16 protein-coding genes are annotated in these 17,017 nt (G+C 34.5%); 4 read left to right on the plus strand and 12 right to left on the minus strand.

Annotated features, from left to right (window positions below):
* Nucleotides 1-206: 206 nt before the first annotated feature.
* Nucleotides 207-719, minus strand: coding sequence for a VanZ family protein (locus ACFFHF_RS16460; protein ID WP_160548473.1), 513 nt, complete (start codon nt 717-719; stop codon nt 207-209).
* 231 nt (nt 720-950) lie between these two features.
* Nucleotides 951-2,417 (minus strand): UDP-N-acetylmuramoyl-L-alanyl-D-glutamate--2,6-diaminopimelate ligase, encoded by a 1,467-nt coding sequence (locus tag ACFFHF_RS16465; protein ID WP_160548472.1) that lies wholly within the window; start codon nt 2,415-2,417, stop codon nt 951-953.
* 898 nt (nt 2,418-3,315) lie between these two features.
* On the opposite strand from ACFFHF_RS16465, the gene ACFFHF_RS16470 reads away from it, so the two are divergent.
* The gene (locus ACFFHF_RS16470; protein ID WP_160548471.1) at nt 3,316-3,981 is read left to right on the plus strand and encodes a hypothetical protein; all 666 of its coding nucleotides are present in this window, start codon (nt 3,316-3,318) and stop codon (nt 3,979-3,981) included.
* Between the two features lie 78 nt (nt 3,982-4,059).
* Here the strand turns inward: ACFFHF_RS16470 and ACFFHF_RS16475 are convergent, their stop codons facing one another.
* From ACFFHF_RS16475 to ACFFHF_RS16485, 3 genes are all read right to left on the minus strand, one after another.
* Nucleotides 4,060-4,392: a hypothetical protein gene (locus tag ACFFHF_RS16475; protein WP_160548470.1), complete on the minus strand. Its 333-nt coding sequence runs from the start codon at nt 4,390-4,392 to the stop codon at nt 4,060-4,062.
* Between the two features lie 616 nt (nt 4,393-5,008).
* Nucleotides 5,009-5,119, minus strand: coding sequence for a putative holin-like toxin (locus ACFFHF_RS16480; RefSeq protein ID WP_377058617.1), 111 nt, complete (start codon nt 5,117-5,119; stop codon nt 5,009-5,011).
* A 460-nt stretch (nt 5,120-5,579) separates the two neighbouring features.
* Complete coding sequence (locus tag ACFFHF_RS16485) at nt 5,580-6,119, minus strand: hypothetical protein (protein WP_160548469.1); 540 nt, start codon at nt 6,117-6,119, stop codon at nt 5,580-5,582.
* Nucleotides 6,120-6,618: 499 nt separating this feature from the next.
* Here ACFFHF_RS16485 and ACFFHF_RS16490 point away from each other — a divergent pair, with 499 nt between their 5' ends.
* Nucleotides 6,619-6,951 carry a YolD-like family protein gene (locus ACFFHF_RS16490; RefSeq protein WP_160548468.1) on the plus strand — a complete coding sequence of 111 codons (333 nt, stop codon included), beginning with the start codon at nt 6,619-6,621 and terminating at the stop codon, nt 6,949-6,951.
* Between the two features lie 201 nt (nt 6,952-7,152).
* Here the strand turns inward: ACFFHF_RS16490 and ACFFHF_RS16495 are convergent, their stop codons facing one another.
* The 4 genes from ACFFHF_RS16495 to ACFFHF_RS16510 all read right to left on the minus strand — a co-directional run bounded on the left by ACFFHF_RS16495 (nt 7,153) and on the right by ACFFHF_RS16510 (nt 10,506).
* The gene (locus ACFFHF_RS16495; protein ID WP_160548467.1) at nt 7,153-7,782 is read right to left on the minus strand and encodes a hypothetical protein; all 630 of its coding nucleotides are present in this window, start codon (nt 7,780-7,782) and stop codon (nt 7,153-7,155) included.
* Nucleotides 7,763-8,239 (minus strand): hypothetical protein, encoded by a 477-nt coding sequence (locus tag ACFFHF_RS16500; protein ID WP_160548466.1) that lies wholly within the window; start codon nt 8,237-8,239, stop codon nt 7,763-7,765. The genes ACFFHF_RS16495 and ACFFHF_RS16500 overlap by 20 nt, the downstream gene beginning before the upstream one ends.
* A 316-nt stretch (nt 8,240-8,555) precedes the next feature.
* Nucleotides 8,556-8,795: a hypothetical protein gene (locus ACFFHF_RS16505; protein ID WP_160548465.1), complete on the minus strand. Its 240-nt coding sequence runs from the start codon at nt 8,793-8,795 to the stop codon at nt 8,556-8,558.
* A gap of 568 nt (nt 8,796-9,363) precedes the next feature.
* Nucleotides 9,364-10,506: a hypothetical protein gene (locus ACFFHF_RS16510; RefSeq protein ID WP_160548464.1), complete on the minus strand. Its 1,143-nt coding sequence runs from the start codon at nt 10,504-10,506 to the stop codon at nt 9,364-9,366.
* Nucleotides 10,507-11,332: 826 nt separating this feature from the next.
* Here ACFFHF_RS16510 and ACFFHF_RS16515 point away from each other — a divergent pair.
* Nucleotides 11,333-12,736: a hypothetical protein gene (locus ACFFHF_RS16515; RefSeq protein ID WP_160548463.1), complete on the plus strand. Its 1,404-nt coding sequence runs from the start codon at nt 11,333-11,335 to the stop codon at nt 12,734-12,736.
* A 322-nt stretch (nt 12,737-13,058) separates the two neighbouring features.
* Here the strand turns inward: ACFFHF_RS16515 and ACFFHF_RS16520 are convergent, their stop codons facing one another.
* The 3 genes from ACFFHF_RS16520 to ACFFHF_RS16530 form a co-directional block, all read right to left on the minus strand.
* Nucleotides 13,059-14,159 carry a PDDEXK-like family protein gene (locus tag ACFFHF_RS16520; RefSeq protein ID WP_377058618.1) on the minus strand — a complete coding sequence of 367 codons (1,101 nt, stop codon included), beginning with the start codon at nt 14,157-14,159 and terminating at the stop codon, nt 13,059-13,061.
* On the minus strand, nt 14,159-14,548 hold the full coding sequence (locus ACFFHF_RS16525) for a YhjD family protein (RefSeq protein ID WP_160548462.1): 390 nt from the start codon (nt 14,546-14,548) through the stop codon (nt 14,159-14,161). The genes ACFFHF_RS16520 and ACFFHF_RS16525 overlap by 1 nt, the downstream gene beginning before the upstream one ends.
* Nucleotides 14,549-14,806: 258 nt before the next feature.
* Nucleotides 14,807-15,559, minus strand: a complete 753-nt coding sequence (locus ACFFHF_RS16530; protein ID WP_377058619.1) for an ATP-dependent DNA ligase — start codon at nt 15,557-15,559, stop codon at nt 14,807-14,809.
* A 201-nt stretch (nt 15,560-15,760) separates the two neighbouring features.
* Here ACFFHF_RS16530 and ACFFHF_RS16535 point away from each other — a divergent pair, with 201 nt between their 5' ends.
* A complete protein-coding gene (locus ACFFHF_RS16535) occupies nt 15,761-17,014 on the plus strand; it encodes a site-specific integrase (protein WP_009336155.1) in 1,254 nt (417 codons plus the stop codon).
* The last annotated feature ends 3 nt before the right edge of the window (nt 17,015-17,017 follow it).

A 17,017-nucleotide genomic window follows, 5' to 3' on the forward strand; every position in this document is an offset into this window, starting at 1 on the left:
CAATGTGGAGTCCTCCTTGGTTACCTAAGTTAGGGGTCAATTCGTGCAGATTTGACACCCCGTATCATACCAAGAGGGCTCTTTTTTGTTCAAGTCCCCAAAAATCCTTCTAACAGGAATGCTCCTTATAACTTATTTCGCAATAAAAATAACCAAGCCGAGTTACACTAGTAAACTAATAAATTCAACCTCTTAAACCAATATTTCTACTTTATTTGAACCACTCGTTTAAAAACAGGGTAAATTAAAAAACCAATTAATACTCCTGTAAAGTTTAGAATCAAATCGTCAATGTCAAGGTTTCCACGGTGGGAGAAATATTGAAGGACTTCAATTATAGAGATAAAAATAAGAGGACTAAATATAATATTCAAAACGGAAAAATTATGCTTTTCTCTCCTAATCATTAAAAATAAACCAAAGGGAATGGTCAAACATACATTAGCTGCTAAATTATAAAATGAAATAAATGGGTTTACCTTGCCTGAAAAATAAAATTGAATGGTACTAAACGGTATTAAATTAAAATTTCCATAATATTGTTCAGTCGGTCGATTAAAAAGAAGCAGCCCCAGACTGGCTGAATAAACAATTAATAGTAGAAAAATAATATACAAGGATACAACCATCTTCTCGTTTCTAACAAAGCATACAATAAAGTATACAAGTAAAGTGATTCCGATCCAAATAACCAGGATAACGACTTCATGTAGATACATGAATAATTGCATCAAAAATGGCAGTGAAAGTAAAAACATACACTGTGAAAATATTAGCGAACGTAAGAATGATTTTCGTATATTCCCCACCCCATCTTATCTTCTTCATCCTTCCAAAACGAAAAGTGTATTAATATTCTTGTTAAGCCTATCAAGATAAACAAAGACAGCATGATTAGCTTTTTTAAATACATACTGTCTATCATTAGGCTTAAGGCCATCAGTCAAATTCTATCGCTCAATAAATTTAACTTTCTTTGTAAATAAATATTTAATTGTATCAGCATCAGTATCAGTAGGCAAAGAGAAATCCTCCTTATAGGATTCAGGCCCCTTCCCGGTTATAATAATGCAAGAATTTTTATCAGCATGTTCCCACGCATACTCAATAGCACTCGTCCTATCCGTTATTATACGTGCCTTTCCCTTTCCCCACTTAACGGCTAATTCGTTCAATTCTGTCTTCATTTTTTTAGCTGACACACCGTTTAAATCGTCAAAAGTCAAAATGATCTCATCACAGTAGAATGAGGATATATCCATCATTTGTTTTCTCTTCGAAACGTCTTTGTTTCCTCTGAATCCGAAAATATGAATTAATTTTTTATTTTCCCGTCTCTTAACTGTTTCCAAGAAGTTCTCCATCCCATCCGGTGTATGTGCATAATCAACTACAAAAGATATACCCGAATGATGTTGATAAACTTCATAGCGTCCAGGAACCCCTGGGAAAGTTTCGAGTGCTTCACAAATCAATTTCATACCGACTCCCTTTCGTAGAGCCAACAGGATGGCGGCCATTGCATTTTCTCTATTGTAGGCTCCCGGCATGGATAATTTAATGTTCCATATCTCATCTTTCCCTTTTTCTTGAATGATGAAATCGGAGTCTAGCTGTTCATTGAAAGTCAGTAACTGAAGATCATCCGTTGCCTGTTGTCCGAACGTGTAAACAGGTATCTCTCTACATCTGAGTCTTTCAATCATCTTTAAACCCCAGGGACAACGAGAATTTATGATTGCTGCTCCATTGGATCCCAAGCAATCAAACAGTTTAGATTTGGTTTCAAAATACTCGTTAAGGTCCTTATGATAATCCAAATGATCATGAGTCAGATTCGTAAAAAGACCAAACTCAAATTCAATACCCTCAACCCGTTTTTGATCAAGACCATGTGAGGAAACCTCCATAACTACACTTTCATCATTACTTAAACTTAATAACTTGTTTAACTCCAATGAACTGGGGGTCGTTGCGGTGGAAACTAACTCCTGCCCATTTATGTAATTGGAGACTGTACTGATCAAAGAACAAGACTTTTCTGCATATTGTAATATATATTTCACCATATAGGCCGTTGTGGTCTTGCCATTAGTCCCAGTTATTCCTATCATTCTGTGCTTTTTCGCTGGAAAGTTATAAAAGCTTGCTGCTAACCTTCCTAACGCTTCCCTGGAATCAGCCACGCGAAAATATGGTACCGGCAAAGATAAAAGGTCTTCTTCTCCAACGATTGCCGAAGCTCCCTTTGAAATGGCCTCACCAATATACTTGTGTCCATCATTGGTGAATCCCCTTATTGCTATATAAATATCTCCCTTTTGAACCAAACTTGATTGAAATTGAATACTATTGATTTCAATATCAGGTTTGATTTCAGTTTCAATTAAAGGGGACATAAGCTGGTTTAGCTTCATTTACAAACACCGACCTCCTAATTCAGTTAATTCTAAGTTGACTTGATAGATTACGTTTCTATATTATCGACCCAATTGAGATTTACTTTCTACCAATTCAGAAAGATATATCTTTGGTTCGTTCTGCTAATGTCAGTTCCCTTAACTTCCTAAAACGCTTTTAAGCACATAAGACCATTTTTACCCTGGTCGTAATCACCCTAAACTGCATAAATTCTGCAAATTTTCTATCTTTCAGGTTCATTTTTTCACACATTCAACTGTGCCTTTTTTTTCTCAAACATAATCAAAAAAGCAATACTTTCTTCTAACTCTTTTGGCTAGATACTAGGTAAAATATTTAATAAATACGGACCAATAATAAAGGTAACTAAATACTTTAGTTACCTTTAATTCTTTAGTGTTAGTATCAGATCCACTTTAACAATTAATCACACATGTATAGTAGAATAAAAATGTCGAGATTTTGTGCAAAAAATACTTTTTTTCAAGAATGTCTAAATTTCTATTTTCATTTGTCAAAATAATTACCCACTAGTTGTAATTGAATTAAATAGTATTCAACATTACCGGACTATACGAAATAAACTCTTTGGTGAATATGAAGGCGCTAGAAGGATCCGAAATATAAATAAACGGCAACATTTTTTGAAAAAACGGCTTGGCCGTAGTAGATAAATTGAATTCGTGGAGGATCAGAATAAAGCGTACAGAATATATCGTTTAAAAAAGTTTGAGGATGTGGGTTTACACCATGATAGTAATCTAATTGCAGTTTTAATAATAGTTCTTTATTTGGTGTTTGTTTCTTTTTGACGTATTGGGAATTTAAACGTGTTTTAAAAGGGCTTAAACAGTATTTTTATAAATTAAAGATTACATTGAATGGAGAAATAGAATGATATATTTCAGTACAAAAAGGCTATTTCTTATATTTTTTATAATTGGAATCGCAGCATTGCTATTATACATAAATACTATCGTTAATCCGAGTTACAACAATGACACTTATTCTCTCTTTGTTTCTATCGTCTGCTTGTCTATAGCAACCTACACCCTAACCGGTTTATTGGGCATTAATCGCAGAATCAAACAATTAGAAGATAAGATATGGCAAGAGGAGTTTAGAGAAGAGAACAAAGAAGAAATTGAAAGTATGGCCCGGAAAATTCGCTTTTCTGAAGCAAATAAAGTGAAACCTTCTCTGGAAGAAACAGAACTGAAGAAATTTTATCAGAGCATGAAAACAGCTGAAGCCAATTGGAAATGCAAAAGAAAAAATGAACATAACTTATTTGAACTTTATATGGCTAAGGAACATACTCTTAACGTGTACAAAAAGATCACAGATATATGGTCAATCTTTGTTTTGGGATATACCGCTTTTTACATACTTAATCTATCGATTACTGATATCCCCTTCTTAGTGTTTTATCTTATGGTGTTGGTTGTCTTTATTGCTCTAGCTATCATTGGTTTAAAGAAATCTAGACAGCTACAAGAGTTACGACAAGAACTATATCCTAAAGTGGTAACTGACCTTATTAAGATGGTTGAAGATTAGAATAGAAAAAAGCGGATATCTCATTATGGTGAGTACATCCGCTTTTTCTTTTTATTAGAAATTCTCCTTTAACTAGCCTCAAAGGATTGCTGAAGTTAATTTATCTAACGTTTCCCTTCCCTCCTCCGAATCAAGGAAAAATACTTTCAAATCATCTAAGGTGAAAAAAGTGGTCTCTACTTTAGATTCATAGTTTGGAACATCTAATATAGGTAAATGAAAAATAACAAATGAGCCCTCTTTTCCACTAGCATAAATCTGATAGTGGTGATCCTTTCCCTTTTGTAATGGAATTTCACTGTGCGTACACTTTACTACGTTTAATAATAAATAAGGATATATACTACAGTACTCTTTAAATACTTTTTGAAGTTCAACTGGTAACTCATCCATTGAAACTCGCTTCCCCATATTAATCCCCTCACTCTACTAATATATAACAGCATTATTGACTTTTTTCCCTTTACGTAAACAATGCTAGGAACATATCGGCTAATTGAGGTTCAGATTCGGACTAGAACGGCCAAAAAACAGATAATGCATGCTTTTCCCCTTCCCTTCTTCCTCTCTGGAAAGCATAGACATTCGCAGGACTAGCCTTATCCGAATCACTCATGTTTTCCACATGAGCAGCATGGAAACTATTCGTACCCTTATATCAATGATTTAATTAACAGGATCTTTGCTATATATTTTATTTGGAGTGTCCTTAGAGTTAACATCTGACTCTACATAGTTTGGAAACAGCCTATGGCAATTTTATTCTTCCATATTTAATTATTTTTAGCATTATAGGTGCCAAACATTCAAAAAGGAAATTAGAAGGGTTTTATAAGGGTTTATAAAGCAATTGATAAGTAATTTATAATTTTAGTATGAATGTGTTATAATGGATATAATAAAAAAAACATCAAAGGTGCTGGTAACACCTCTGATGTAAAACAATGAATTTGCCTTTCGGGGCAATCGGCTCAGGTATCATTGAGATAGACCTTCCTTTGAATTTCTCAGGTTCGAAAAGGAAGGTCTATTTGTCTTTTTTCACAAGTGTCACAATTGCTACGACTACTCCGACAAATGTTAACGTAAACATACCAAAGTTAATTGCCAAGGTTAATGCGTCTTGTATGGACACCATTTACTCACCCCCTTTCTCTTGTGGGGTGAGCAGACCTTCCCTCGAAAGCCTATTCAATTGTATTTCCTTCATTATAACATAGAATTTTTGAAGCGGTGTGTGGGCTAAATACCCATTAATTATCCTGTTTGGTTAGACATATCTATAAGAGAAAAGGATTCACTTTTATTCCTTAACCATTTTATTTTACTTCAATTTGAGTGGTTGTTTTAAAATTTTTGATACATGGCCAATAAACTCCCTTATAGGGTAGTCAATAAGCTTTTCAGGTTAAGAAAATGTAAAACCTCTTTCCTTTAACTTAATTAAAAATGGGTAATTCCCATTGCACCATTACTTATATTTCCTAGTTAGCTTAATACAGTCTCTTTCCAGGCTCTAGTACCAAATTAGGAATCCATCCCCTTTATTAAAAAAAGCTCCTTTTACTGCAAAGTCACAGTGAAAGAAGCTTTTCGTATTATTTTGTTGGTTTGAAAGGTGAGAAAAAGCTATAAATCCTTGAAATAATGCTCAAGTTCTCTTGCTCATTCTTTTTTACATTATCTTTTTTTGCTGCAATGACGCTACGTTGTGTATTTAACCTCTCTAGTTCAAGCTTTTCATTGGATGCCAATTCATTTAATTTTCGTGTTCTTTCCGCTTCTAATAGTTTGATTTCATATTGAAGTTGAGTTTGAAGAACAGCATCTTTCGTTGTTAAACCTTTATCCTTGACCATTTTAATTTTCCGTTCAAACTCTTCAGTAACAGCTTTAATATTACTGTTAGTCGCTACATCAATTCTTGACTCTTTTGTTTGTATTTCAAAAAGTTGCTTATTATAAGCGTTGATTTCACTCGTAGTAGATGCAGTTAAATTTTTTGAGTATGAAACACAATAAGTTTCAAAATTAGTAAATGCGTCCTTTAACGTTGGTGTTGCTGCACCTACAGCTGTTGGCAATAGGAGAGCTCCTGCAATAACCCCGGTCATAATTAGCTTATTTGTCTTTTTCATTCCTTTTCTCTCCTCGGATCGATATTGATTTAACAAGACCGTATGTAACAATCTGTTGACAATAGGCTACCAATAAAGAAAACTCGTTATTGTAAATTTTCACAATAGAAAAAGAAAAAATTTGTTTTTTCTCCATGTATTAGAAGGCATCTCTACTTTCTCATAGCAGATTCTTCTAAAAACTGGTAATCTCTTCAGAATATTAGTTCGACGAGGAAAAGTTTATGCAATTAAAACCATTTACTTTTAGATTTATAACTAATTTCCTTATATTTTTTATTATTGGTATCATAATTAATGCTATGTTTAAATCGTCATTGAACCTTCTAACTGCCTTCTCAGTTGCTCTAGGATTATCGTTCGGAGTTTCAGGGGGATTTAGCTTAATATTCCGTAGAAATAATAAGCTGAGTATTAAATAAATTTTATTACTGTTGTAAAAATCGAATTTTAGGCATTTCTAATAAGAACTAAAGTTCTTATTAGAGAGGTTGATTTTATGCTTAGGGATCGTGGATTAATGAAGTTTAGACCTGTAGCATTCATGCCTGAACAAATCTCAAGTATTAAGCAGATGAATAAAGAGCAAGACGATGTGAAGATGCCAGAACTGGATGAACAACATCTTGAAAACTTAGATCTACTCATATATGAGTGCATGGAATTCAGTTTAGAGGCAACCGTAACATACTATAAAAAGTCTCGATATGAGATAACAAAGGGTATGATTCACTATATGAACGAGGAAATCAAGTACATACGTGTAGTAAATTCCTTTAATCAATGGACACAGATTGAACTAAGAAACATTATTGATATTCAAATTAATTGAAGCAAACATGCAATAATCTAAACGATTTCTCATATACTTAATGTACAGCTATGAATTGCAACTAGACAGAAAAGCAAGCTCCTAATTAAAAGGAGCTTGCTTTTCTGTCTGGTTGGGACACTATAGAACATTTAAAAGAGACGTAGTATGTTTCTCATCTACCTTCTTTACGTCTCGTTCTAATACAATACTTGACTAGAACTATTTAAGATGAGTTAGTATAGATTTTTGCAATTTCAATGTGTTACCTTCCTTCTTAATCATTTCAATGAAATTAAGAAAGACTATAGCAATGACTTCCTCAACGGTTACACTTTCACCAGAACTCATATAAGGCTGTAAATCGTGTAATAGTACTTCCGCTCTAAGTAGCTCTGATTTTTTCATTCTAATTGTTATATAAGCCATTTTTGCGTCCTCAGAATGTGTTTCTTCTATACCCTCTTCCTCTACCGTTTCAAATTCAAATACGTACTTAGAAATAGGTTTCATAATCTGTTTCTCTTGAATCCTCTTCCGAAAGTAATTCTTTTTACCCAACATAATAAATTTAGCTATTTGCTCATTCTTAGCTCCCATTTTAATTTGTCTAAGAAAATCCTCGTATAAAAGATAAATCAAATGTGAAGCATCAAAGTGAAAGGGAACCTCAGATTCAAAATTATCCCGCAGATCGTCACAGAAGACTTCTCCTCTTAAATATTCATAGTAAGGTACCTTCACCTCAATAGTTGGTCTACTGTTAAATAGATAACTAAAGAACCCTCTCTCTTCGGTACTACCGGATAACCTCTCTTGTAACACATTTTTGCTACTGTAGGATTTTTTCAATCGTTCCCCCTCCTTCTAACCACTTGATTACTGAAAGCATGACCTGATACACGATCTTACGTTCCGATAGATTTTTACGAATGGCCAAACCATGAGGACCACCTATTTCTATATACTCCGTTTCAAGAAGGTTCGTGTGCATATAGACTTTTGTATCTTTGTAATCATGCTGCCAGGATAAAATATGTTCATTATTCAGTCCATATCGTAGCAATTCCGTATTAAATTTAGTCTGACTTAAAGGCTCTTTTCTTTGAGACTTATATATTCTTGCTGCTTCAGCTCGGTAGCTTTTCAGTTTCATTTGAATTACTGGAGAAACAGGAAACTTGCAGTTATGACATTTATCAGAACGTAGTGCTCTCTTTGAAAATTTTTTTTTTGACTGACTTGGTGTAGGAGGTTTCTTCTCATTTGCTATCTCGATATTATTGAACAACGGATTGATATAGTCCATTCTCTCCCCCACCTTTCACTATATTAGTAGTTAGCTTTAGGTCACTTTTCCACTTTTCCACTCTTACTAGATGTATATGGAGGGGTGGACAAGGTTTAGAACTATTTTTGTATATTTCTAGCCTGATGTGTTCATAATGGGACTAACTAATACGAGAGCGTTATGGGAGGGTGCAAGGATGAGTAAGAAACAGCGGGAAAAGGAAGTAAAAGCTCTAAAAGAATTGGAGAAACGAAGAAAGAAAGCCGGATTTAAAATAGTTGCTGTTAAAGTGAAATGATCCTTACTTAAAGTAAGGATCATTCTTTATGTGATTCTAATTTTTATTTATTTTGCCGTACTTCTTTAATACACTTGCTGAAATGGCAGAACCTAATATTAAAGGTAAGGCAGAACTATGTGTGTAGTATTCTCCGTTATACTCTTCCCTGTGATTCCACTGGAGTATTTCAATTTCGAACAAATTTCCAATAATGTACATAGGAACAGCAATAACCAAAGAAAGCAAAATAACCTTTATTAAATCTGTTACTCCGTTTTTTATCTTCCTCAGCAACTAAGGATCATTCCTTTCAAAATACCATTGAGATTAATTCTATTTATTTATCTCTAATTTTAACAAAGTTTTAAATATCTGATTAGATACCTGTATATAATAATGGAATTTTCCTTTAATTTTCATTTAACTGTATAAACCCAATAAATAAATAGTATAAATTTCAGGTTTTAGAATAGTAATAACAAAAGAAGATATAAAAATACAATAAAAAGAAATAGAGTGCATCAACCAATAAAGCTTTAGACCTTGGTGTTATTGGCTTCGTCCCTTCTTTGTTCCAATAAAGAATCGTAGTATTCATTTATATACAAATTTACAAACCAATCATTCACTTTTAAACAGACAACCAAACAAGATACTAACTTATTAAGATAAGGTTAAACCAACTATCTACATATCAACAAGTTACCAACCGAATAGAGATACAAAGAAAAAACCACCTTAAACCGCAATGGTCGAGGTGGTTTGTTTAATTTATGTAACATTTTCTCTCTCTCCAAAGAAAGGAAAGAATGGACTACACGGGAAATAGCCCTGTTAATCGTAAATTTTTTAACAGAGCTGATTACTTCGTTTTTTGTATAAAATTAGGATATTTACGATGTTCATTCGTATAATGGACGATTGCTTGATGTACTTCCTCCGCATAAGGATAAGGATTATCTAATATGTACTTAAATGATGATATTAAACTATTTCGTACAAATGCCCCAATAGAACGGACTTGATTTACTGGATCGTTCTCTTTTTTATCCTTGTAGTAATCAATAAATTGATCAAATGCAGAGTTAAATACATCAAATATCACTTTATTCCTTCTTGGAATGGATGCATGATAATACTTCATCACATCGATAACTTCCTGTTTAACAGAGGCAAGAATGTCTCGGATGTCCTTATTATTATGTTTAATGCCCTCAAGAACTAACTTGTGGGATACTTCTTTTCTAACAGCAGCTTCCACTTGTTTGGTATCATATGTATCTTCTAATTCCCCAATAATAGAAGGATTAATAGTCACTTTGAATTTTTCAATAAGAATCTGTACCGGGTTATTCTTTTTTCGAACAGTTAAACGGTCTTTACGTGGCTTACGCTCCGATATTCCTACTGGTTCAAAGATAAATAAACTTTCAACAATTTCAACCCATTGTCTAATTTTAAGGGCCGTCTTCTTCATTCTATCCTTAAGGAAACTCATTCTTCGAGTGATGCCTTCTTCCGCTCTATCTCTCTTTATATTAAACTCACGAGTAAAGGTATTGAAAAGATCCAGGAGCATAATGAGTCCGGAAGAATCTCTAGAAGATACCAACCTTTTTAATGTTGAACCTTCAGTAAGTTTGTAAGGGATACGGAAGTAATTTAATCCTTCTTCAGTAGTAGCTTGTCCATTGAATTCAGGAGTGTTCCATCTTGAATAACCAATAATTTCATAGTATGGTTGATTCTTAATGATTAATTCCTGTAAGAAACCATGTTGAAACAGAGCTTCCATCCCCCCGTATAACGTAGAGGAAGGAATCCCTGTCATTTTAGAAAATTTTGTTAAAGAAAAGGAATTTGCTTGTACTCGTCCATAATCATCGCACTCTAAATGAAACAAGATATATGTACATATAGCCGAAGCTGGGAGCGGATATGATTTTAATTTGGTTAGTCCATCTTGAAAGAACTTTTTCCCGTTAATGGTCTTAATTGTATTCATCGTATCCCCTCCCTTCGGTAAAATTGCTATAATTTCGACATATTGGTAACAAATACAAGTTGTATTTTAACAAACCAAATGATTCATAAGGGGAAAGAGATATATTGGAATACTATTTAAAGTCCTGATACGAAAGGGATTGAGAAAATTTTCATCTTTTTTAACTTCCTCCAAGTTGTCCTTAGTGATTCATAAGCGTAATTAAAAAGAGTGAAGATAATGTTGATTTATAGGGAAATATGGGAGATTGGGGATTTTTTATATCCTCTAAGTTGTCCCGAGTGATTCATAATACATCCTCTAAGTTGTCCTTTTTGAAAAAATGATTCATAAGAGAATGAAGATATTTTCTTTATGAATCACAACGAATAATGGATAAACCCTTGGTATATATGCGTTTAAGGAAACTAGTGGTTAAAAACCATGAGTTAATATCCTCTAAGTTGTCCTTTTTTATAAAGTGATTCATAATGAAAAATTAGAAAAAGTTTATGAATCACTCTAAATGTTAGTGAAACCTTGATATATAAGGATTTTGCTGTTGAATTTGTAGTATTGTTATTAGTTATATCCTCTAAGTTGTCCCGTTTTAAAAAGTGATTCATAAGAAAAATACTCTTGCCTTATGAATCACTTTGTCATGTTAAGAAACCGCTATTTATCAACGTTTCTAATGTAAACGTAATGCTTATATCCTCTAAGTTGTCCCAAATCCAAAAGTGATTCATAAAGAAATATAACGTGCTTAATCCTATATGTAAAAGCCATTACACATTGATTCAAGCATGATAGAATAAGAGAAATAGCTTGTTTGAGGTGAAATAGTATGGCAATCCGATCAAACAATAAAGTACTTATTGAAGATATTTTGTCTGAAGAATTCATTCTAGATAAAAATTACGTGTTCAATTATAGAATTCAAGAAGCAATCGCGAGAGATAACTTTCAGGAGTCGGAAGTATATCCCTACCCACAGTCAAAAATTGAAAATCCGGAAGAGGGAATGGTTAGTCTCGTTGAAAAGCGAAAACTTACTCCTTTTATTAAAAAGGAAGAGAGTAAGAGTATTGAGTGGAATTTATTAATGAGTAAGACCATTATGGACCTTGATGAATACACCGGGGACGTTTTCGACGTGGTACGTGTACTATGGACAGAGCAGAAGCAGAAGGACAGCTCAGGAATGATTTCCCTAACGGTTGATGATATCTTGCAATTTAGACAAGAAACACCTCATAAACACCTTGCTGATGGCACACCTGTTTACCATAAGCAAAAAAGAATTAAAGCGATGCAAGAGTTAACAAAGCTCTTTAGCCTGACTTTAAGTTTAGGTAGAAAAGTTGAGGACGTAGAGGTAGATCCCAAGACAGGCGTTGTCTTAAACATCTCAGAAACAGAAGAAGTCAAAAGTCTCTTCTATATCGGGGATTACAAGATGTATTACGAAAATGATGAACCATTGGGCTTTGAACAGGTCTATGTACGACCAGGTAATATCTTGATGGAGAATCTTTTGTTAGAAGAAGAAGATACAGATACAAGCAATATGCGGTTAATGTCGCAGCAGGCCCTTAAATACCACTTTAAACATCAGGTATATCATAAGAGACTGACAAGATACTTGAACTTAGCTTGGGACTTAAACAAGAAACTAAAGCAGATATCATTGTATTCTTATCCGATAAGCGGTGAAAAAGGATTACTGAGCGTAATGGGACTAGAAATTACGGATAATCGTAAGAAAAAGCCTAGTGTCTTTCTAGAAGAGTTTACTCGTATCCTTGAGGATTTGAGAGAAGATGGGGTTATCGGTTCGTGGAGATATGGAACACCTGATGGAGAGTTGGATGCTGAACAACTAAATAAAAGAGGTTGGTTGTTTGACTACTTCTTGAAGCAGCGTGTGATCATTACCCCGCCTAAAAATATTGCACCATTCTTCAAAGTAGAGGAAGAGGAAGTACAGGCCCTACAAAGTTACCTATCGGTTGCAAGTGAAGTGGAATCTGTTATCAAAGGCGATATCCCTTTGACTCCTAGAATCCTAGCTAACGTGAAGGATAAGCTCGACTTAAGTGACCGGCAGTTGGCTAAAGTATCTAAGGTTAGTCAGCCAACTATATCCAGATTAATGACAGATGAAACAACCTTTATGAAACTTAGAAAAAATACAAAAGAGAGACTGCTTGAGTGGTTATCCTCTGTTCTACCAGTGCTTGAAAAATGAGAAAAAGTAGTATAGGTACCTTCTTTTTGACAGTACCCATACTACTTTTTATTTTGTTATTAAAGACTAAGCTCCTACCGAATAGGTGGTGCGTTTTTAGGGGACAGGTTCCGCCACGTGGTGCGTTTTTCTATTACCAACCATCTTTTCCTTTATACTGGTTAGCTTTTTCACGATTATCTTCAGCTTGTTTTTTAGCCCAATCTGCTTTTTTTGTATTTCCCCTTTGAGGAATATCGGTCAGCTTCCTGCTCAAAACGGTTTGCTCTGTGATTAAACATATCTTCTTTGCTTTTAAAGAATCCCACTACTCTACTCCCCCCTATTCATTAATCATATCATCAATTAGTGGTGTAATTTGGTTCATGATTGTCGCTATCTGATTAATTACTTCCTCAAACCTCTCATTTTCATTCAGAATGATTCTTAAAAATGAGTTGCTAGTAGTTCTTGGAGTTAGTATGTTATAACACGTTAACTTCTTTATTTCTTCATGGAACTTTTCTCTTCTTTTTGCTCTTAACTTGTCGTACTCAGAGTATCCCTTAACATTAATGTATCTATCTTTTGGTTTGTATGGATTCGGTTCGTAATGTAGGTGGAAATCTTTGACGTTACTATAGTCCAACAAGTTAACTGCTAACTCGAAGTGAATATTAGCTGATGTAGGAAGTAAAATATTGCCATCAAATTTGTCTTGTTTCCACCCTGTTTTACTGAAGAGAAAAACTGCGGTACTACGTCCTGACCCACCAGCTTCCCCAAATGTCATGGTTAGATGACTTAATTTAGTTGTTCGTTGGAGTATGTTGATCCAAATTAATTTTTTCTGTAATCCATTGAGTTTCTCAGTGGTTTTTGCAATGTAATCAGTTGGCTTACAGTTGAGAACGGGTTGGTAAAAATCATTAAGTAATTTACTGTAATCTCTTAGTAATAGTTCCGCTACAGGATGATTTACATAATTGCTCCAGTCTACATCTAAGAAAGCTCGGTAGTCTTGCTTTTGGAACTCTTTATTTGAAGCGGGAGTGTAAGGGTCTAGAGTTAGGAATAAGAACTTAAATGGTACATCATTCTTTAGGTTCAACTCTTTAATTAGAGCATTCTTCCCTTGTTCAGACGCATACCGGTTCGTTTGCTCTACACCTTCTAATGCTCCTAACTTATTCTCGATGACAATAATCATGTTCGTTTCTTCTAAACCGTTCTTTTTCTCGATGATAAGATCAGGAGTACCTATCCCCTTCCCTAATCCAACACGAGTACGTGCTTTTACTTTTTCATTATCTAACAAATATGTATCACAGATGGTCTTCATAAACCAATCTGCAAAAGCTATCTCTTCATTAATAAGGTTTGCTAAAAAGTCCGTTATTACATCCTCACGATAGAACGAACCTAGTAGTGTAAAGGTATTCACTATTTCTCACTCTTTCTTATGTCCTCATAATCAATTTCATAATAGGTTGATAGTAGCTTTTCAGTATGCATCTTTAGAGCTGGTTTAAAGCAGTTAAAACGGCTTTCATATCCTCGAATTAAATATCGGTAAGAAACGAAATCTTCGTTTTGGTTCTCCATGGCAAAAACCTTTATCCCTTTTCGGCCCATATCCTTTCTTACTTGTGTTAAATCCTTTTGGATACGTTGACGTATCTTTTCCATGAAGTGTACGTGCTGCTTCTTCAGTTTTAACTTAGAATTATTAATACTTTCAATGTCACGATCCAGGGCGGTAATGAGCAAGTTTAGAATGATGGATTGAAAGGCCAATTCTTTATCCTCTTCAGGTAACATTTCTTTATCCATTTTGCTTATGTCCCTCCCCTTCTAAAGCATTATCTATAACAAATTTGGTGCCAATCCATCTAAAAGTTGAAAATAAACGCATACATGCTCCTTAAATATAACAAAAATGGTGTTAAAAAGTATGATTAAGGACAGAATAAAAAAACATCAAAAGTGTTTATAGCACTCTTGATGAATGGTTGTTTTGTTGTATTCATCTTTAAGGACCAAACGTAGACCTTCCTCTAATTAATGAGGGAGGTCTATGTGTTTTGCCATTTATTCGCCCCATTCCACGAATGATGGTATACGCAACAGACCTTTTGAAGTCAAATTACGATACTTCACTTTTATCTTCATTTTAGGGTCTAAATAGACCATCTTATCATTTTCTTCAACGATAAAATCTCGGTATTGACGATAAAACTCTTTTCGATTTGGAGTAGGCATGAACTCCATCATACCAGCATACTTCCTATTGTCCTCAAATAAGAGAAGTAAACCAAATTGGTCTTTTCGCAACCCACCGATTAACACGTTATCATACTGATAATTGATTACTTTCTTCCAATCATCACTTCTCTTATCTATGTGATAGGTAGAATTTTCTCTCTTAGAGACAATCCCTTCCAATCCCATTTCTTTTACTAGATTAAAGTAAGCTACACCATTTCCTTTTGTCCACTGGACTTTGGTAAGTAGCGGAGTATCGTAAGGTATAACCTTTTCCAACAATTCTTTACGTTGTAGCAAGGATAGGCCTGTGACCTTTTCCCCTTTATAGTACAGAATATCAAATACGGTAAAGGAGATTTCATGTGGAGATTTCTTACTTCTAAACCTCTCCATAACTTTCTCGAAATTCGGCTTACCATCATCATCTGTTACAATGATTTCCCCATCTAAGACGGTTCCATCTTCTATATCAAGTAATAGGAGCTCAGGGAAATTTCCCGTGATCTCGTTATTATGACGAGTATATATTCTTACTTTTCCTTCAAATTTAGTCCAGATACAGCGAAAACCATCCATTTTTAAATATCTCTATTTAATTGCACAATAATATTTTGTACAAAAGTATGTGGTTAATAGCTTATTAGAACAACACTTTTTAGCAATTGCACAAATAATCGTTGTACAAAAGTACGCACAATGATATTATAGAAAATGCTGCATATCTACATTTCTTACCTTACGGTATTGTTGCACATAAATATAAATGCTGGAGGACACATGGGCAATTTAAATGCATCTACAATAATGCCCCTTCAAAACTATAAATTTATCATGGTCTCCGTTTGGATTGATTGGGGAAAATTAAGTGATGGGAAAATAATAAAAAAGCAGTTTGCGGTAATTGCGTTAAAAAATCTTATTACTGATACCCACATTATTCATCCTGTAACAGAGTTCATTTTACGTTATTGGCAGACAAGAAAGTTCAATACACAAAAAAAGCATGCTTTAAACACTGTTAAATTCCTCAATCACTTACTAATAAACAGACGGAGGATGGACATTCGATCACTGTCCGAGGTGCAATTAGCAGACGGAACTAACTATCTTAATACGCTGACATCGGGTGGACAGTCCAGGGAAGCAGTAAAAGATAGCGAAAGGACACTCACCTATTTTTATCTTTGGTTAGTCGATAAGGAAATCGTAAGGGATCTTGATAAAAGCATGTTTGTGAAAAAGGAAACCCTTCAAGGATTCAGCTATTACGAGTCCCCTTTTCAGGTGATTTACCCAGACCATCGAGCGCCAAAAGTTGAACATTCTTTTCCTCTTAAATACATCCCCCTTTTATTAGAAATTGCAATCATTGAAGCAAGACCTATTGCACTTGGAGTTTATCTACAGTTATTCGGCGGGCTTCGAGTGGGAGAAGTGGTCAATTTAAAACGGACCCAAGTGAAGAGGCGAGTTGCCAATGGAGATTTTCTTTTTGAGGTAACAGATCAAAATTTTCGTTCGGATCTTAAGGATAGTGCGGGTAGCAATTATGTAAAACGCACTAGAAACCAAAGAATTTTTCAGATTAGAGATTGGGGAGAGTCCTTATTTAATGATCATCTTCAATTGTTCAAACCCGTGGATAATTCGAACGCACTTTTTATTAATAGGGATGGAAAAGCTATGTCTGGGCGTAGTTATCGTCAATATTTCGATAAGGTAAAGAAAAGCTTTCTCAATTACCTAAAAGTATACGGTGACATCGAGGATAAATTACTTGCTCACCATTTGAGCACGATGAGTTGGTCTACCCATATAGGAAGGGGAACCTTTACAAATATGTTAGCAGAGGCGGCTGAGAACCCTTACGATATCGCATTTCCGCGTGGAGATAAAAGCCTCATTTCTTCCCTAACCTATATGTCACGGACAGAGCGCATTCGAAAAAAATTAGAACAAAAATTTAATACGCTGCACGAAGCTTATATCCCAAAACTGATTGAACAGCGCAAACAACAAATGGAGGATTAAAGC

This window comes from Robertmurraya beringensis (assembly GCF_042433785.1).
GTDB lineage: Bacteria > Bacillota > Bacilli > Bacillales > Cytobacillaceae > Robertmurraya_A > Robertmurraya_A beringensis.

Bases quoted from the DNA above. Each gene is read 5' to 3' on its own strand.
- ACFFHF_RS16475 (WP_160548470.1), bottom strand. From the start codon at position 4,392: ATGGGGAAGCGAGTTTCAATGGATGAGTTACCAGTTGAACTTCAAAAA.
- ACFFHF_RS16500 (WP_160548466.1), bottom strand. From the start codon at position 8,239: ATGGACTATATCAATCCGTTGTTCAATAATATCGAGATAGCAAATGAG.
- ACFFHF_RS16470 (WP_160548471.1), top strand. From the start codon at position 3,316: ATGATATATTTCAGTACAAAAAGGCTATTTCTTATATTTTTTATAATT.
- ACFFHF_RS16460 (WP_160548473.1), bottom strand. From the start codon at position 719: ATGTATCTACATGAAGTCGTTATCCTGGTTATTTGGATCGGAATCACT.
- ACFFHF_RS16485 (WP_160548469.1), bottom strand. From the start codon at position 6,119: ATGAAAAAGACAAATAAGCTAATTATGACCGGGGTTATTGCAGGAGCT.
- ACFFHF_RS16530 (WP_377058619.1), bottom strand. From the start codon at position 15,559: ATGGATGGTTTTCGCTGTATCTGGACTAAATTTGAAGGAAAAGTAAGA.
- ACFFHF_RS16525 (WP_160548462.1), bottom strand. From the start codon at position 14,548: ATGGATAAAGAAATGTTACCTGAAGAGGATAAAGAATTGGCCTTTCAA.
- ACFFHF_RS16490 (WP_160548468.1), top strand. From the start codon at position 6,619: ATGCTTAGGGATCGTGGATTAATGAAGTTTAGACCTGTAGCATTCATG.
- ACFFHF_RS16515 (WP_160548463.1), top strand. From the start codon at position 11,333: ATGGCAATCCGATCAAACAATAAAGTACTTATTGAAGATATTTTGTCT.
- ACFFHF_RS16480 (WP_377058617.1), bottom strand. From the start codon at position 5,119: ATGGTGTCCATACAAGACGCATTAACCTTGGCAATTAACTTTGGTATG.
- ACFFHF_RS16465 (WP_160548472.1), bottom strand. From the start codon at position 2,417: ATGAAGCTAAACCAGCTTATGTCCCCTTTAATTGAAACTGAAATCAAA.
- ACFFHF_RS16535 (WP_009336155.1), top strand. From the start codon at position 15,761: ATGGGCAATTTAAATGCATCTACAATAATGCCCCTTCAAAACTATAAA.
- ACFFHF_RS16510 (WP_160548464.1), bottom strand. From the start codon at position 10,506: ATGAATACAATTAAGACCATTAACGGGAAAAAGTTCTTTCAAGATGGA.